Origin of the sequence: Bacillus sp. FSL R5-0585 (assembly GCF_038004545.1) — a bacterium.
Taxonomy (GTDB): Bacteria; Bacillota; Bacilli; order Bacillales; family Bacillaceae_G; genus Bacillus_A; species Bacillus_A cereus.
The window spans coordinates 3,196,359-3,211,293 of sequence record NZ_JBBORJ010000001.1; the positions used below are offsets into that span (position 1 = coordinate 3,196,359).

The window sequence follows — 14,935 nt, forward strand, 5'->3', positions numbered from 1 at the left end:
TTTAAAGTTTTGAAGATTTTGTGCACAAAATACGACAATTCAATAACAATTTTTAAAATATCATTACAGATAATTAATTCTGTTATATAATTTAAGATTACAATAATCACATCTATTATTATTTACTAACAACAGAATATGAACATGATTCAACTAAACTTTTACATTCACTTTTGTTCTAGTATTCCAATGAAGCTAATACATTGAGTTTCATTGGAATAGCATAAATGTGGGTTTTCTAATTGTAATAACTGTGTTTAAGAAAGTAAGAGAAATAGCTTCATTACTACTCGTATCAAATAGTTGAACACGCTCCGCTATTATATATACAAACTTCCGACTACATTTCATATGAGAAAAAGTTATTACGATAAACAAAGAAAAGGTCTCCTAAAATATCTTTTAGGAGACCTTTTCTTCATTACACTTGCATCGCTTTCTCTCTCAATGCTCTTCTTAACAACTTACCCGTCGTATTCTTCGGTAATTCTATTAAAAACTCAATGCTTTTCGGCACTTTATATTTCGCTAAATGTAACGTACAGTAATGCATTAGTTCTTCTTCTGTTACGTTCGTTTGTTTCAGAACGACGTAAGCTCGCACTGCTTCTCCTAAGTTTTCATCAGGAACACCGATTACAACAACTTCCGCTACTGATTCGTGCGTATATAATACTTCTTCTACTTCACGAGGGTATACGTTATAACCGCCAACTAAGACGATATCTTTTTTACGATCAACGATATAGAAGTAACCTTCTTCATCCATTTTCGCCAAGTCACCTGTATATAGCCAGCCGTCTTTCAATGTCGCAGCTGTATCTTCTGGTGCATTATAGTATCCTTTCATAACGTTAGGTCCGCGAACGATTAATTCGCCGACTGCGCCGACAGGTACTTCTTCCCCAAGTTCATTTACAATTTTATTTTCTACATGCCAAATATTTGTGCCAATCGACCCTGGTTTACGAGGACGATCTAGCGGATTGAAACAAGTAACTGGTGATGCTTCTGATAAACCGTATCCTTCTGAAACAATAACGTTAAAACGTTTTTCAAAGTTTTGCAGAAGAGCAACAGGCATCGATGCACCACCGGAAATACAAAGGCGAAGCGTCTTCACATCTTCTGCACTTGCTTCTTCAAATAAATATAAATAATTGTACATCGTCGGTACGCCAGCAAAGATCGTTGGTTCGTACGTGCGACAAATACGGAATACTTCTTTCGGACTAAATTTCGGTAACATTAAAATCGTTGCCCCGTTCACAATCGGTGCATTTACCGCAACTGTTAAACAGAATACATGGAACATAGGCAGTGCCGCAACAACGCGGTCATCAGCCGTATATTGTAAATACGACGCCACATCGTTCGCATTACTATATAAATTTTTATGTGTAAGCATAGCGCCTTTCGGTTTTCCAGTTGTGCCCGAAGTGTATAGAATAACCGCTACATCTTCTTCATCTAGTTCAGGACCTTCGTAAGTTGTATCTCCAGTCCCCACAAAACTAGTAAACGTTTTCATTTTTTCGGTTTCTGTATGGTTAAAATCTGATGAGGTTTCGCATATGATGATGTTTTCTAATGAAGGAAGTCTTGTTGTAAGAGATTGTATAACAGGTAGAAGGACGTCGAGTACGATGATTGTTTTTACATCTCCATTTTGTAAAATATAATGCATTTCGTCTGCTGTATAAATTGGATTAACTGGAATAACAGTTGCTCCGGCTTTCATTGTTCCGTATAAACCGACCAAAAAATGTGGTGAGTTCCCAACAACTAATGCGACATTGTCCCCTTTTCCAATGCCCATTTCTGCTAAATTGCTAGAAAACCTTGTGACCATTTTGTTTAATTGGTCATATGAGACCGACTGATCCATAAATATATAAGCCGGTTTATCCCCCTTCTTTTTTGCCGTTTCAGCCAAAGATTGAACGAGATTCACAAAAACCCCACCTTTATAAAATTTAGAATATTTAAAAATTCTAAATTAATTATATTAAAAGAAAATTAAAGTAGCAAGTGATATTCTATTAACTGCATATAGACAGATCACCTTCTCTTAGTTTACTTTGGAAAAATAAGGAGATTTTATTTACAAGTAATTTATAACACTAGACCAAAAATCATTTTAGGATAATATGCACTCATCTTTTTTCTAAGTTTATCAAGTTCCTCTTTTTGTAACGTCGTATGCTCTCCGTGCAAGTTAAGAGCGTCCGCTCCATCTTCATGAAAATAAACTGTAACATATAATGTCGGTAACCCTGTATTGTCTTCATCTATTGATAAGATGACATCTGGTGTTTTATTAACAGTGCTGAATGTTTCATTTCTTTTCCACTTCTTATTTTGAAACATGTCTTGTATATCATGTATCTTTCGTTTGTTATCTGTATGCGTAAAATATATAACATTATCCTCCGCTGGTTTTCCGATAGACAAAATTGTACGACTTGAGGGCGATCCACTGCTACACGCTGTCATTCCGACGACGAAGCTGAGTAATAATACAACGTACATTATCCTTTTCATTTCGATTCGCCTCCTTTTGAATATATATATTCCTTTACGAGGGGCAAATGTCCTGTGATTTTATGTTTTTTGGTAAATGAAATTATATGAGCGATTTTTCAGTTATATCAGCGCAACTCAATTTATATCGGCGATTTTCCAAATATATCAGCGCAACTCGGTTTATATCGGCGATTTTTCAAATATATCGACTTACCGACAAAACCTGACAATCTACGCAAAAAGAAAGAGGCTGCCCGTTATGGAAGCCTCCCTCATTTTTAGAAGAATAAATGTAAGAAATCTTCTGTTGTAATGTTACCGAAGTAGCGTGCAATATCTACGCCTTCTAAAGCTGCAGTGAATGCATCTTTATCGAACTGAACGCCTGTTAGACGCTCTTCGATATCATGAACATCTAGTGAACCGAAGAAGTCGCCGTAAATTTTACATTCTGTTACTGTTCCTTTTTTCACTTCAAGACGAACATCAACTTGTCCAACTGGGAAGCGGTGTGAATGTTGTAAGTTGAACTTCGGTGATTTTCCGTAGTTCCAATCCCAATTTTGGTAACGTTCTTCAGAAAGTTTGTGGATCTCTTTCCAATCATTTTCTGTTAATTCATACGTTGGGATTTCTGTTTCTCCTTCGAAAATTGTTTCTAGAAGAAGTTGTCTAAACTCCTCTGTCGTCATTTTTTCGTTTAAGAACTCTGTAATGTTCGCAACGCGGCTACGGATTGACTTAATTCCTTTTGATTGAATCTTATCCATTTTTACTTTTAACGCTGATACGACGTGATCGATTTCAGAATCAAATAGTAACGTACCGTGACTGAACATACGACCTTTCGTTGAGAACTGCGCGTTACCTGAAATTTTTCTACCTTCAGCTAAAATGTCGTTACGACCACTTAGTTCTGCATTTACACCTAATTTACTAAGCGCTTTCGTTACAGGCTCTGTGAATTTTTTGAAGTTACTGAAACTGTCTCCATCATCTTTCGTAATAAAACTGAAGTTTAAGTTTCCTAAATCATGATATACTGCGCCTCCGCCTGATAGACGACGAACGACATGAATACCTTTTTCTTTTACGTAATCTGCATTAATTTCTTCTACTGTGTTTTGGTTTTTACCAATGATAATCGAAGGCTCATTAATGTAAAACAGTAAATATGTTTCGTTAATATCTAAATTTTTCACACAATATTCTTCAATCGCTAAGTTTATTCTAGGATCTGTAATTCCTTTATTATCAATAAATAACATCGTATCACCTCATGAGTTCCATACGTAGCCACTATGCGCTAGCGTAATGTGACCACTGAAAATTTGTTTTGCTTCTGTTACTAAATCAGATGGGTTGCCTGTATGCGGTAAGTGCGTTAATAAAAGTTCTTTTACATTCGCATCTTTTGCAATACTTGCTACTTCTGTACTATTCATATGCCCTGCTTTTGCAGCCTCTTGATGTGCATACATATTACACTCACAAATGAAAAGATCAGCATCTTTCGTGAATGGAATAAACTCAGGAATATAACTTGAATCAGCGCTGTATACTACAGCATCATCTCCAGCTGTAATACGCATCGCAAAGCATGTAACAGGATGAACAGTTTTTAAGAACGAAATCGAGAACGGTCCAACTTGAAGTGTTTCTTCTGGATTGTACGCGATTCCTTTCGTATGCGGTTCATGTGTTAAAGAATGGAAACCATTCTCATCAAACGTATGACCGTATATTGGTAGTTCTGGTAGTTGCCTTGTTGTCGCACTCGTAATTAGTCTCGCATATTGCAATACCCCAATGTCTGCAACATGATCGTGATGATAGTGCGACAGTACAACTGCATCTATATCAGACGGTGTTATATATTTTTGAAGCTGTGCTAGTACACCACTACCACAGTCTACAAGTAAACGAAAACCATCGTGTTCAAACAAATACCCCGACGTTGCTTCTCCCGCTTCTGGAAAGCCGCCCCAAAAGCCGACAACAGTCATTTTCATATGTATCCATCCTTTCTAAAACCGAGTAGAAATGCATGTTTTGCTTACATCCTACATTGTTAACTATAATCCATTTCCTAAACTTTTTCATTAATTTTCAATTTTGTTATAAAACAGTTGTTGACTTTTATTTTTTGTACTAATACAATGATAGTAAGAAATGGAAATGGAGGGATTGACATGATCGATCAACCAATGGAGTTTTTCAGAAATTTACCGACGAAAACTTGTGCGCACTGCGGGAAAGAAATTGATGAGCAGCACGAAGCATACCATAACAAATGTGATGATTGCGTTCATGAAGAATAGTAGTTTGTGAACAGAAAAAAACCTAGCAGACATAGTCTACTAGGCTAATAACATCTTATCCTTCATCGTTGAACCTTTCACCAAGAGCTCCAGTTCAAACTCATACAATTCTTTTTTTCGATAATTTTTCGTATGAATTTTATCCATCATTAGGTCGACAACTTTTCGGGCCATTTCATCAATTGGCTGTTCAATTGTCGTAATACCTGGTTCTGTAATCTGCGATAATATTTGATTATCAAAACCGATAACAGCGAGATCATCTGGAATGCTCCAGTTATGGCGTTTCGCCTCTGAGATAATTCCAGCTGCTACCTCATCGCCTCCTGCCAAAATCGCGGTAGGATTTTTTTTGTCCTTTAATACTTCATGGAATATTCGTTTGCCATCTTCCCAAGAGAAAGCGTTTTCAAGAAAGTCAATCGCTTCTACTTGGCGGCTCTTCTCAGTTATTGCACGTAAAAAGCCCATTTTTCGCTGCTGGCTAACGACTTTGGTTTCGTTACCACGGCAAAAAATAAGATTACGATATCCTTGATCTAACACATGCTTCGCAGCTATGTATGCTCCTTGCGCATGATCAAACTTCACTGTTGGAATATTTGCTTCCTCAATATATTCATTACACAACACGATTGGACCGTGCTGTAAGTATGGCTCTACATCTTCCCACGGATTTTCTAGTGAACATAGAATAATCCCATCTACTTGTTTCGTAGATAATAATTGTAAATACTCCATCTCTTTTTCCGGTAAATATCTTGTTTGACAAATAATCAGTTTATATTTATGTTCAGAAGCAGCAATCTCGATTGCTTCAATAAATCGACTGAAGAAAGGATTTGTAATCCTTGGAACTAGCACCGCAATTGTTTCCGTTTTTTGTTTACGAAGCCTTCTCGCCGCAGAATTAGGAACGAAGCCTAAATGCTTCATTGCTAATTGAACCCTTTTTTTCTTCTCATCTGAAACATATGGATGATTATTAATCACCCTAGAAACCGTTGTCCTTGATAACCCCGCTAATTTCGCCACGTCCTCTATAGTCGACACGAAATTCTCCCCCTTTGCATGAAAACGTTTTCTTAAATTGATTATATAGTATATTATTGGAAACTGCAATATCGGTTGTTATGATTTTACTATATTAATATTATACATAGGAAAAAGTCTGTTAATGCAGGGGCAATATACTGCTTTTAGAAATTTACGTTATGTACATTCCTTTTCTTAATACCATATATCCTTTATTCAATATAAAACCCCATCAATACGTCATCTCCATATGATCCATCTTCATATTTAATTTGCTTTCGTTGTCTGCCTTCTTCTACAAAGCCCATACGTTTGTACACTTTAATTGCCCGATCATTAACAGAAACTACACCTAAACAAATTTTTTCTAAACCTTTCTGCCCTTTCGCCCATCTAATAAGAAATTCAATTAATTTCGTGCCTATGCCTTGATTACAATACGCCTCTTTAATCCCCATTCCCATTGTGCCTGCGTGTTGTAACCGTTCTAGTTCATATCGGTTGAAAATTAAAAAGCCAACTACCTTCCCATCTACTTCATACACGATATAAAGATTACCTTTCTCATTACTTTTCCGTATCTTTTCTCTTTCTGCATCAATATCATTCGGTAATTTCTTTGGAGATACTATGAAAAACTTTGTAGTATTTTCCGATAATATAATTTCTTTTCTAATGTTCATTATTGCTTCTGCATCAGCCTCTTTTGCTAATCGTATCATTGAATCACCTCGTACTTTTTCTTTTAAAAAATAATATTAAAACTATAAAACGTCCAATATGCAATATTGCATATTGAGAATCTTTTTACTCTTGATACAATATTCATACATCAAAATAAAAGGAATGTATGCAATGAATCCAATATTAACAGCTGCAAAACAACTATTACATAAAGAAGAAAAGATTTTATCTACTTTAAAATGTTCACTTACTGGCTATATGATTACGCATAAAGTCCCGTATCCTGGCATGTTACTTGCTACTAATAAAAGACTTCTCTTTTTTAGCCAATATAAAAACACATTCATTGCCGAATTTGATTACGAAAAAATTCTATCCATAGAAACGAAGAGAAGAATCTTTGACAAAAAAATAATATTTTACTATGAAGATGAATATATAACGCTTGGATACATTACAAGTTCGAATGTTGAAGCGTTCATAGACTTACTACAAAGAAACAGCAAGACTAGCACAGGCTTATAATCAGCGGGGATCCCCTCGCTGATTCATTATTTTAACTCCTCCCACTTCGTCCAAACTTCTCTCCCGTTTATACGGTACATATTATCCTCTCTATCCATAAACCTATGTACAATAAATTCACGTCTAATTGTACAAAAATCATCATGATATTGTTTTATAAATGTATTAATTTCTTTTTCTGTATATTGATTTCCAGCATCTAACTTGCTAATTAAAAGCTCTAACAATACTAGTTTCTTCTTCTTTTGACCTGGAATCGATTTTAAGCGCTCCTCTTTATCGAAAAAGTTACGAATGGTCGTATCACGGAATTTCATTTCACTTTCAGTCATTTTTTATCCTCCATCACTTTTTTTCTTTATCTTTTCACTTAAAATATCAATAAAGTAATATCCACCCATTAACACATAATAGAACGTAAGTATTCCAAATGCATCTTTCATACTTGTATATACTTCTTTATCAAACAATATAGGTGAAAGGGCATAAACAAGAAAGATGATTAGCGGATTTAGGATAAAATAATAAGTAAGATTGCCTTTCATCATATCAACTCCTCTACCCTATGTTTCTCTGTAAATTGTTGTAATTCCTTTTCTTTCGTTTTTATAGGTTTTAGAAAGATTTATAGATGAACTAAGGAAAAGATGCCCTCTATTAAAATAAAAAAGCACCGAAAAGGTGCTTTTTTCTATGCTTCAACCGATTGATTTTCAGCAATATTTTTAAACTGTCGTTTATGCATCCACGTTAATGAAGCGATTGTTCCAATTGATAACACAACGATAAAGATCATGAGTATTCCTATGTTTTGCCACATGAAGTTAAAGTCTCCGCTTGATACGACTGCTTTTAATCCTGATACAGAGTATGTCATTGGTAACCAAGCATTGAATGGTTGTAAAAGCTTCGGAATCAATTCTAGTGGGAATGTTCCAGCACTTGTTGTAAGCTGAATAATTAATGTGATGATGGCAATGAAACGGCCTGCATCACCGAATGCTGTTACTAAACATTGAATTAATGCGATAAATGCTAAACTTGTAATGATGCTAAAGAGTATGAAGTATGGAATGCTTTGTACTTCTACACCCAATCCGAACAGTAATATAACATCTGCTACTACCGCTTGAATAATGCCAACTGATAGTAACACGCCAAACTTACTAAGAAACCAACTAAATCCTGATTTCGGAACGCCTACTGTATCGCGTAATGGATATACGATTGATAAGAGTAATGCCCCAACGAATAAACCGAGAGATAAGAAATATGGTGTAAATCCAGTTCCATAGTTTGGAACTTCCGCCATTTTTTCCGTCTTCACTTTTACAGGATTTGCAAACATATCATACGTTTTATCCGTCCCTTTCACTTCACCAGTTTTCTCTGCCCCTTCGCCAAGTTTCTCAGCAAGTTCACCTGAACCATCGTTTACTTTTACGAGGCCATCTGTTACTTGACCAGATCCGTCTGCTAGTTTATTTACGCCGTCGATTAGCTGGGTTGAGCCGGTTGACATTTTATTTAGGCCACCATTTAGAGTACCTAAGCCAGTTGTTACTTGATTAGATCCATCTGCTAATTTGGTTACTCCTACAGATAATGTACCTAAACCACCTGTTACTTGACTTGAACCGTCCGCTAATTGATTTATCCCACCTGCCATTTGATTTGCTCCTACAGATAACGTTCCTAAACCGCCTGTTACCTTTCCAGATCCATCAAACAATTGATTTACCCCATCAATTAATTGCCCTGATCCGTTTTTTAATTTATCTGCACCTACTTTAGCATTACCTAATCCTTCACCTAATCCATGAAACTTACTTACAAATTCGTTTTGTGCATTCGTTAATGTCTTAATACCACTCGTTAAATTTCCCACCTCTTCTGGATTCGGCATTTTGCTTTGCATCCCACTTGTCTTTTCACTGATTTCACCTTTTAATTGTTTTACTTCTTCATTTAATTTATTTGTTCCGCCTGCTACTCCAGCAGCTTTCTGTTGAACTGTCGCCGTACTTTTTACCGCATTTGTTATAAATGGCTGTAACTGCTCTTGATATTCTTTTGGTAAACTTTCAATTTGCTTTTGTAAATTTGCTACATCTTGCACTGCTGTTTTTGCATCCCTTGCTGTTGATTGAGTGAGTTCATTTAGCTGATTTACATTTTCTACAGCTCCATCTATTTTCTCAGTTACTGTATTTAATATAGAAGGAACTTTCGACTGCATTTCCCCTAATCCTGCAACAGAGTTTTGTACTTTATTATTTAACTCTTGCAAACCCTTTTGAATCTCTTGAGAACCTTTCTCTAATTGACTTTGCCCTCCCGCAAGTTTTTCCATACCATTTGATAGTTCTGTTGTTCCTGTTTGTAATTCACCTGTTTTACTTACCAATATGCTCAGACCGTTCGTTACTTTCTCAGATCCATCACGCAATTCACTAATTCCTTTTTGCATTTCACCGGTTTTGCTATTTAACATATTTAAACCGTCTGTTACTTTCCCAGATCCATCTTGTAATTTCCCTATACCATTTTTGCTATTTAACGTATTTAAACCTGCTGTCACTTTTCCGGAGCCATCTTGTAATTTATTAGATCCATCTGCTAATTTCTGAACTCCATCCTTCATCTCCCCAGACTTCCCTTGCAGTGTATGAAGGCCATCCGTCACTTTACTTGAACCATCATGCAGCTCACTTGATCCGTCGTGTAGTTTATTTGCTCCTTCCGCCCCATCTGCTAATCCTTTTGAGACGTCTTGAATGGAATCAAACATTTTCTCTGCATATGTTTTCGTTAACGTGCTTGATACTTCAGTTTTAATCTTTTCAATGGCTGTTCCTCCAATTTGTGAAGATAAGAAGTTTAAGCTTTCGTTTGGAATGTACTCTAAGTTTAATGGCTTTGGATTGTCTTTTAGTAACGTTGTAGCGTTACTTGAGAAGTCATCTGGAATGCGCACTAACATGTAATACTTTCTACCTTCCATTCCTTTCTTCGCTTCTTTTTCACTTACGAACTCCCATTTAAAACTTTTATTATCTTTTAAATTATCAACGAGCCCTTTTCCAACCTCAATTGGTTTCCCATCAAATACTGCGCCTTTATCTAAATTGACTACTGCAACTGGTAAGTCATCTAACTGTTTATACGGATCCCAAAAGGCCCACAAAAACATCCCTGCATATAAAATCGGTACGAATAAGACCGCAATAATTGGAATTAATATTTTTTTACTTTTTATAATTTCCGTGAACTCTTTCCGAAGTAACTGATTCCCTTTCATAATTTCTCCCCCTTTTATAAAATGACCAAAATGTTCATATAGTCATTTTTACCCAAACAAAAAGGCTATACTTGTTCATACATATGCCTTATCCCCGAATTTATTACTATGCAACTGTTCCTTACTATGAAATGAATATTTCTATTATCCCTCCTAAAATAAATATATGACCATTTTGTTCGATTGGTCATTTTTTATAATAATAAAAGGATTATCTTAGTTTGACAATCCTTTTAGTAAATAAAGTTCAAATAACTCTGCAATTTTTTCTTTTTCTAGCGGTTCGTGATTTTTTTCCCAATCAAAAATAAGCGATACATATAGACGAAGCATAATAAATGCTGTAATTTCTGGATCACATTTGCTAATTTCACCTTTTTCAATCGCAATCTTTAAATACGATTGAATAACAGAAACGATTTCCACATCAACTTGTTGCATAACTTCTTGTACTTCTTTCGTTCCCATATCGCGCTCTTCTTGAATTAATTTAATCATAAGCTGATGTTCTTTTCTAAATTCCAAGATGCTATATAATGCTCTATGTACATTTTCAAAAAATGAAACATCTGAACGAATTGCACTTTCTGCAACTTGCTTCATTTCTGTAATTAAATTAGAAATAATTTCACCAAATAGCTCTTCTTTATTTTTGAAAAAAGTATAAATCGTTCCTTTTCCTACATTCGCTAACTTCGCTACTTGATCCATCGTTGTTGCTTTATAACCGAACGCTGAAAAAGACTTTGTTGCAGCTTCAATAATAGAACGTTTTCGATCTATCGCCACATTGTCACCTCCAAAAATGACCAATTGGATAATATAGTCAATCAGTACATCTTTGATATTACCACACGCTTACATTCTATACAAGTTCTCTTTTTATTATTTCCAGTATAAAAAAATTTCAGTCGAGTTATATCATACTGTCCATAGTTTATCAAAAAGTATACTTGTATGGAAAGCTAGAATATATTCGTAAATAATTGCTGACTAGATCCCACTAGAAATTTAATAAAATAGACAGTGTTCTTAAAACCAAAGGTTTAAGAACACTGTCTATTATTTTGACATAGAAAGTAATATTTTCTCCATTTCTTTCTTAGTTAGCTCATCATCGATTATCTCTTCGTATATCTTTGTATCTCTTGTAAAAATATCATTCACTATGACAATTTGATAATCACTATTCTTACCTTGTGCTGGGACAAACATTTTAAGGCCTCTTAACTTCCCCTCTCCATGAGAAGATTTATTATAGACCATTCCTTTCCCGTCTAAACTATAACTTTCTAAATTCTCTTCTCCAGGCATCATATAGTGTAGTGGATCCTTACCACCATTACCATTACCATCCATATACATCCTTGACTGATAAATCGTAAAACCATATTTCCCTTTTGTATATTCTGATTTAATAACTAATTCTACATCTCTTCCAAAATATGAGTCAGCCCATTCTCTCTTTAGCTCATAACCTTCTGGTATATAAGTCGGCTGCTTAATTTGATACGGTACATGTTCTTTTGCTTCTTCTATAGTATATGTTAAAGACTTCTCCAGCTTATCTTCAAGCGGCTTTAATGTCTTCTCAATAGTAGCTAGTCTTTCTTGATCAGCTTTCTTCAAGCGTTCAGGTTTATATTCCTTTGTATCTCCATCATAATTCTCAGGCACATTTTTCTTAACCATTGCTTTCTTATGAATTTCTTGCGCTTCCTTAAATAATTGAACATACTGCTCAAATTCTTCTTTCGTAAAATTCTTTTCTGCCAAATACAAAAAATCTGTATTCATTTTATATGACTTTATCGACATACCCCATTCTCTACTTGCATTCTCTGGTGTACCTAATACTGTTTCTATCGCTTCTTCAAAAGCCGCTTTATGTTGCTTTTTTTCTACAATCTTTTCTTCCTGTCTTTCATCTCCCTCAGTTATCCTTGCATTTAATAAAAATCCGCCTGCTATAGCTGCTATCGCAATCACTCCAAGTAAAGAAAGGCGATACGATTTCTTTTGGAATTTTTTAATCATAACGATTCTCCTTTTTAGTGTTCGTTTATTTCTACTTAAATTTGCTAGGCTTGGTACTTGATAGGAATAGTGTTCTAGAAGGGTAATAATTGTATGTCCGTATGCAATTTGTTCCTCTTTATCTATAAAAGTAAGTGCATATGCATCACAGGCTAATTCTTGATCTTCTCGCATACAAAAATAGGCGTACCAAAGAATCGGATTGAACCAATTTAATAGGATTAAACTGTACATAATCCAATTTACAGCTACATCGTTTCTCTTAATATGAGCTAACTCATGGTAAAAGACATATTGTAATTGTTGTTCATTTAATACTTTCATATGTTTTTTTGATAGTAATACTTTCGGGCGAAAGAAACTAAAAACCGTTGGACTTGCAATCTTTCCTGCAAGACGTAATGAAACTGCCTTCTTCATTTTCATAGACTGCTTACAGCGATTAAACACTGTAGTGACCTGTTCGTCCGTAATATCCGGTTGTTTCTTTATGTAAGAATATAAACGTCTATTTGTAAGAAACGTGATGGCTGCTAATATGATTACCCCAGCTAGCCACACATACAAAGCAAGTTTGTATAAAGAAAATGTAGTCTGTTTTTCCGAACTGACTTTTACTTCCGGTTCGCTAGTTTTTGTCACCATTTTAGAATTTGATTCCAATTCCACTTTTCGGTCGCTTTCTATGTTCACTATATTCTCAGTAGCCGGCATATTTTTTGGAATAACTTCCGATACGCTAGAACTATACGAAAGTAATGAGTAAATGCTATAAGAGCTATCTGGCGACCACGGTAAAAGGAGTCTTATCATTAATACGATCCACAGCATATATTGCCACCGGGGAGTTAATTTATTTCTAAATAGAACTTTTATACATAAAATAAATCCGACTAATATGCTAGCCATAAGTGACGTTTCTATAAGCCAATCAAAAAAATGAGGAAGGTATACATTTATAAGCGTGTTTATCATTTTTATCGATCCTTCCTCTTATTCTCCTCTGTCTTCTCATCTAAAATGCGTTTTAATTCATTAATATCTTCTGAAGATAATTTCTCCTCTTTTAAGAAATTAACAAGTAATGGCTTAAACGCTGCACCGCAAAAACGTTTTAGTAAAGATTTCGTTTCCACTTGCAAATAATTATCTTGTGATACTAACGGGTAATAAGCGTACATACGCCCTTTATCTTGATGGTAAGAAACGGCTTCCTTTTGCACTAATCGATTAATTAATGTGCGGATTGTTTTCGGTTTCCAGTCCATTGCATCTTCCAGTTCTTCTATAATTTCATTCGCTGTTTGCGGAGAATTCGACCAAAGTACTTTCATAATTTCTAATTCCGCTTCAGATATTTTAGGTAATTGATTTGTCATCGTATGTTTCACTCCTAAGTATTACATTTGTAATCTATAATTAAGATTACAAATGTAATACTTAATTGTCAACCATATTTTAGAAAAATTAATTTCAGCTAAACCTTACTTCACAACAACAAAATTCCTCTTTTTCAAATAATCAAATAAAAAAACAAGAAAATCTTTACAATTAATAGTAATATAGAAAATAGACAAGTTTATCAAAATAGTGGAGGCTTTTTCAGTCATGATGCGTGCGCTTCGTTTAAATATAAAGCAAGCTTTTTGTAATCGTGTTTCTTTAATTATTATGTTTAGTGGACTAGCTCTTATTTTTATTTACCATTATTATTATGTAATTCGTTATATTGGGGATGGAACGGATGCGTTTGTAACAACAGCTTTTAAATGGATTGGATTTCGCGACAATGAAATGGATGTTTATTTATTATTAATGCCCGTTATTGCTAGTTTCCCCTTTAGTACAAGTTACAATTCGGATAAATCAGATGGTTTTAAACCGTTTGTAAGTAAAGGGATTTCTTTGTTCCCTTATTCAGTAACGAAATATATCGTTACATTCTTTTGTGGCGGACTTCTTTATACATTTCCATTCATCTTATCGTTATTATTTTGCAAATTAACCATTCCAGACGGAGAACCGACGGCTGGTTCAGGTATTATAAATGATAATGGGATGTTTGCAAACTTATATTACGAATCTCCCCTCACTTACATTACTGTATATATCGGAATTAATTTTTTATTTGCAGGTTTAATGGCCCTTTTAGGACTTGCTGCATCTGCGTGGTCACAAAAGGACTATATGGCGATTCTTTTCCCATTTGCAGTTGCCTCCATTCCATACGTCCTGCTAAATACGATATTCCCTACAATAGGCGGAGCTCCTTTTCATTTATATGACCCAAAACAACCTTTGCATGGCATGTCGCCGTATATTTTGACAATACAATGTGCCTTCTTCCTCCTCGTTAGCTTAATCATGTATATACAAGGAGTAAAACGTGATAGAAAAAAATATAGAAGAAGGTTGCAAAAAAGAGAGCGGTGTAGAAAGGCGTTTCAAGTATAATAAAACCCTAATTTCCTTACTATATTGGAAATTAGGGTTTTATTTACTATTC

16 protein-coding genes are annotated in these 14,935 nt (G+C 34.9%); 3 read left to right on the forward strand and 13 right to left on the reverse strand.

All coding sequences use genetic code 11. The features are described 5' to 3' along the window. Positions 1-210 precede the first annotated feature (210 nt). From MKY38_RS16430 to MKY38_RS16450, 5 genes are all read right to left on the reverse strand, one after another. Positions 211-378: a hypothetical protein gene (locus MKY38_RS16430; RefSeq protein WP_341049170.1), complete on the reverse strand. Its 168-nt coding sequence runs from the start codon at positions 376-378 to the stop codon at positions 211-213. A 43-nt stretch (positions 379-421) separates the two neighbouring features. Further along, positions 422-1,954 carry a fatty acid--CoA ligase family protein gene (locus MKY38_RS16435; RefSeq protein WP_001055175.1) on the reverse strand — a complete coding sequence of 511 codons (1,533 nt, stop codon included), beginning with the start codon at positions 1,952-1,954 and terminating at the stop codon, positions 422-424. A 161-nt stretch (positions 1,955-2,115) separates the two neighbouring features. Beyond that, positions 2,116-2,544: a hypothetical protein gene (locus tag MKY38_RS16440; RefSeq protein ID WP_341049171.1), complete on the reverse strand. Its 429-nt coding sequence runs from the start codon at positions 2,542-2,544 to the stop codon at positions 2,116-2,118. Between the two features lie 260 nt (positions 2,545-2,804). After that, a complete protein-coding gene (locus MKY38_RS16445) occupies positions 2,805-3,794 on the reverse strand; it encodes a lipoate--protein ligase (protein ID WP_000897287.1) in 990 nt (329 codons plus the stop codon). Positions 3,795-3,803: 9 nt separating this feature from the next. Then, on the reverse strand, positions 3,804-4,538 hold the full coding sequence (locus tag MKY38_RS16450; RefSeq protein ID WP_000784671.1) for an MBL fold metallo-hydrolase: 735 nt from the start codon (positions 4,536-4,538) through the stop codon (positions 3,804-3,806). Between the two features lie 180 nt (positions 4,539-4,718). Here MKY38_RS16450 and yhfH point away from each other — a divergent pair, with 180 nt between their 5' ends. Next, a complete protein-coding gene (gene yhfH / locus MKY38_RS16455; protein ID WP_000567010.1) occupies positions 4,719-4,847 on the forward strand; it encodes a protein YhfH in 129 nt (42 codons plus the stop codon). Between the two features lie 39 nt (positions 4,848-4,886). On the opposite strand, the gene MKY38_RS16460 is transcribed toward yhfH, so the two are convergent. Further along, the gene (locus MKY38_RS16460) at positions 4,887-5,900 is read right to left on the reverse strand and encodes a LacI family DNA-binding transcriptional regulator (protein WP_000103715.1); all 1,014 of its coding nucleotides are present in this window, start codon (positions 5,898-5,900) and stop codon (positions 4,887-4,889) included. Between the two features lie 194 nt (positions 5,901-6,094). Continuing rightward, positions 6,095-6,604 (reverse strand): GNAT family N-acetyltransferase, encoded by a 510-nt coding sequence (locus MKY38_RS16465; protein WP_070179929.1) that lies wholly within the window; start codon positions 6,602-6,604, stop codon positions 6,095-6,097. A 133-nt stretch (positions 6,605-6,737) separates the two neighbouring features. Here MKY38_RS16465 and MKY38_RS16470 point away from each other — a divergent pair, with 133 nt between their 5' ends. Beyond that, on the forward strand, positions 6,738-7,091 hold the full coding sequence (locus MKY38_RS16470; protein WP_001068217.1) for a PH domain-containing protein: 354 nt from the start codon (positions 6,738-6,740) through the stop codon (positions 7,089-7,091). A 26-nt stretch (positions 7,092-7,117) separates the two neighbouring features. Here MKY38_RS16470 and MKY38_RS16475 read toward each other — a convergent pair whose 3' ends face one another. From MKY38_RS16475 to MKY38_RS16500, 6 genes are all read right to left on the reverse strand, one after another. Next, positions 7,118-7,423 carry a DUF2087 domain-containing protein gene (locus MKY38_RS16475; RefSeq protein ID WP_000140301.1) on the reverse strand — a complete coding sequence of 102 codons (306 nt, stop codon included), beginning with the start codon at positions 7,421-7,423 and terminating at the stop codon, positions 7,118-7,120. A 3-nt stretch (positions 7,424-7,426) separates the two neighbouring features. Continuing rightward, positions 7,427-7,639 (reverse strand): hypothetical protein, encoded by a 213-nt coding sequence (locus MKY38_RS16480; protein WP_002163884.1) that lies wholly within the window; start codon positions 7,637-7,639, stop codon positions 7,427-7,429. Positions 7,640-7,782: 143 nt separating this feature from the next. After that, a complete protein-coding gene (locus tag MKY38_RS16485; protein ID WP_070179928.1) occupies positions 7,783-10,392 on the reverse strand; it encodes a YhgE/Pip domain-containing protein in 2,610 nt (869 codons plus the stop codon). Positions 10,393-10,608: 216 nt separating this feature from the next. Further along, entirely contained in the window at positions 10,609-11,181 is a 573-nt protein-coding gene (locus MKY38_RS16490; protein WP_000963381.1) for a TetR/AcrR family transcriptional regulator, read from the reverse strand. Between the two features lie 273 nt (positions 11,182-11,454). Next, entirely contained in the window at positions 11,455-13,404 is a 1,950-nt protein-coding gene (locus MKY38_RS16495; RefSeq protein WP_078385533.1) for a M56 family metallopeptidase, read from the reverse strand. 2 nt (positions 13,405-13,406) lie between these two features. Next, positions 13,407-13,808, reverse strand: a complete 402-nt coding sequence (locus MKY38_RS16500; RefSeq protein WP_000184503.1) for a BlaI/MecI/CopY family transcriptional regulator — start codon at positions 13,806-13,808, stop codon at positions 13,407-13,409. Between the two features lie 229 nt (positions 13,809-14,037). On the opposite strand from MKY38_RS16500, the gene MKY38_RS16505 reads away from it, so the two are divergent. Further along, complete coding sequence (locus MKY38_RS16505) at positions 14,038-14,883, forward strand: hypothetical protein (RefSeq protein WP_065223827.1); 846 nt, start codon at positions 14,038-14,040, stop codon at positions 14,881-14,883. Positions 14,884-14,935 lie beyond the last annotated feature (52 nt).

What these genes read in the sequence shown, in the direction of transcription:
- MKY38_RS16485 (WP_070179928.1), bottom strand. Translation starts at nt 10,392, where the DNA reads ATGAAAGGGAATCAGTTACTTCGGAAAGAGTTCACGGAAATTATAAAA.
- MKY38_RS16450 (WP_000784671.1), bottom strand. Translation starts at nt 4,538, where the DNA reads ATGAAAATGACTGTTGTCGGCTTTTGGGGCGGCTTTCCAGAAGCGGGA.
- MKY38_RS16465 (WP_070179929.1), bottom strand. Translation starts at nt 6,604, where the DNA reads ATGATACGATTAGCAAAAGAGGCTGATGCAGAAGCAATAATGAACATT.
- MKY38_RS16505 (WP_065223827.1), top strand. Translation starts at nt 14,038, where the DNA reads ATGATGCGTGCGCTTCGTTTAAATATAAAGCAAGCTTTTTGTAATCGT.
- yhfH (WP_000567010.1), top strand. Translation starts at nt 4,719, where the DNA reads ATGATCGATCAACCAATGGAGTTTTTCAGAAATTTACCGACGAAAACT.
- MKY38_RS16470 (WP_001068217.1), top strand. Translation starts at nt 6,738, where the DNA reads ATGAATCCAATATTAACAGCTGCAAAACAACTATTACATAAAGAAGAA.
- MKY38_RS16445 (WP_000897287.1), bottom strand. Translation starts at nt 3,794, where the DNA reads ATGTTATTTATTGATAATAAAGGAATTACAGATCCTAGAATAAACTTA.
- MKY38_RS16475 (WP_000140301.1), bottom strand. Translation starts at nt 7,423, where the DNA reads ATGACTGAAAGTGAAATGAAATTCCGTGATACGACCATTCGTAACTTT.
- MKY38_RS16440 (WP_341049171.1), bottom strand. Translation starts at nt 2,544, where the DNA reads ATGAAAAGGATAATGTACGTTGTATTATTACTCAGCTTCGTCGTCGGA.
- MKY38_RS16480 (WP_002163884.1), bottom strand. Translation starts at nt 7,639, where the DNA reads ATGATGAAAGGCAATCTTACTTATTATTTTATCCTAAATCCGCTAATC.
- MKY38_RS16500 (WP_000184503.1), bottom strand. Translation starts at nt 13,808, where the DNA reads ATGACAAATCAATTACCTAAAATATCTGAAGCGGAATTAGAAATTATG.
- MKY38_RS16495 (WP_078385533.1), bottom strand. Translation starts at nt 13,404, where the DNA reads ATGATAAACACGCTTATAAATGTATACCTTCCTCATTTTTTTGATTGG.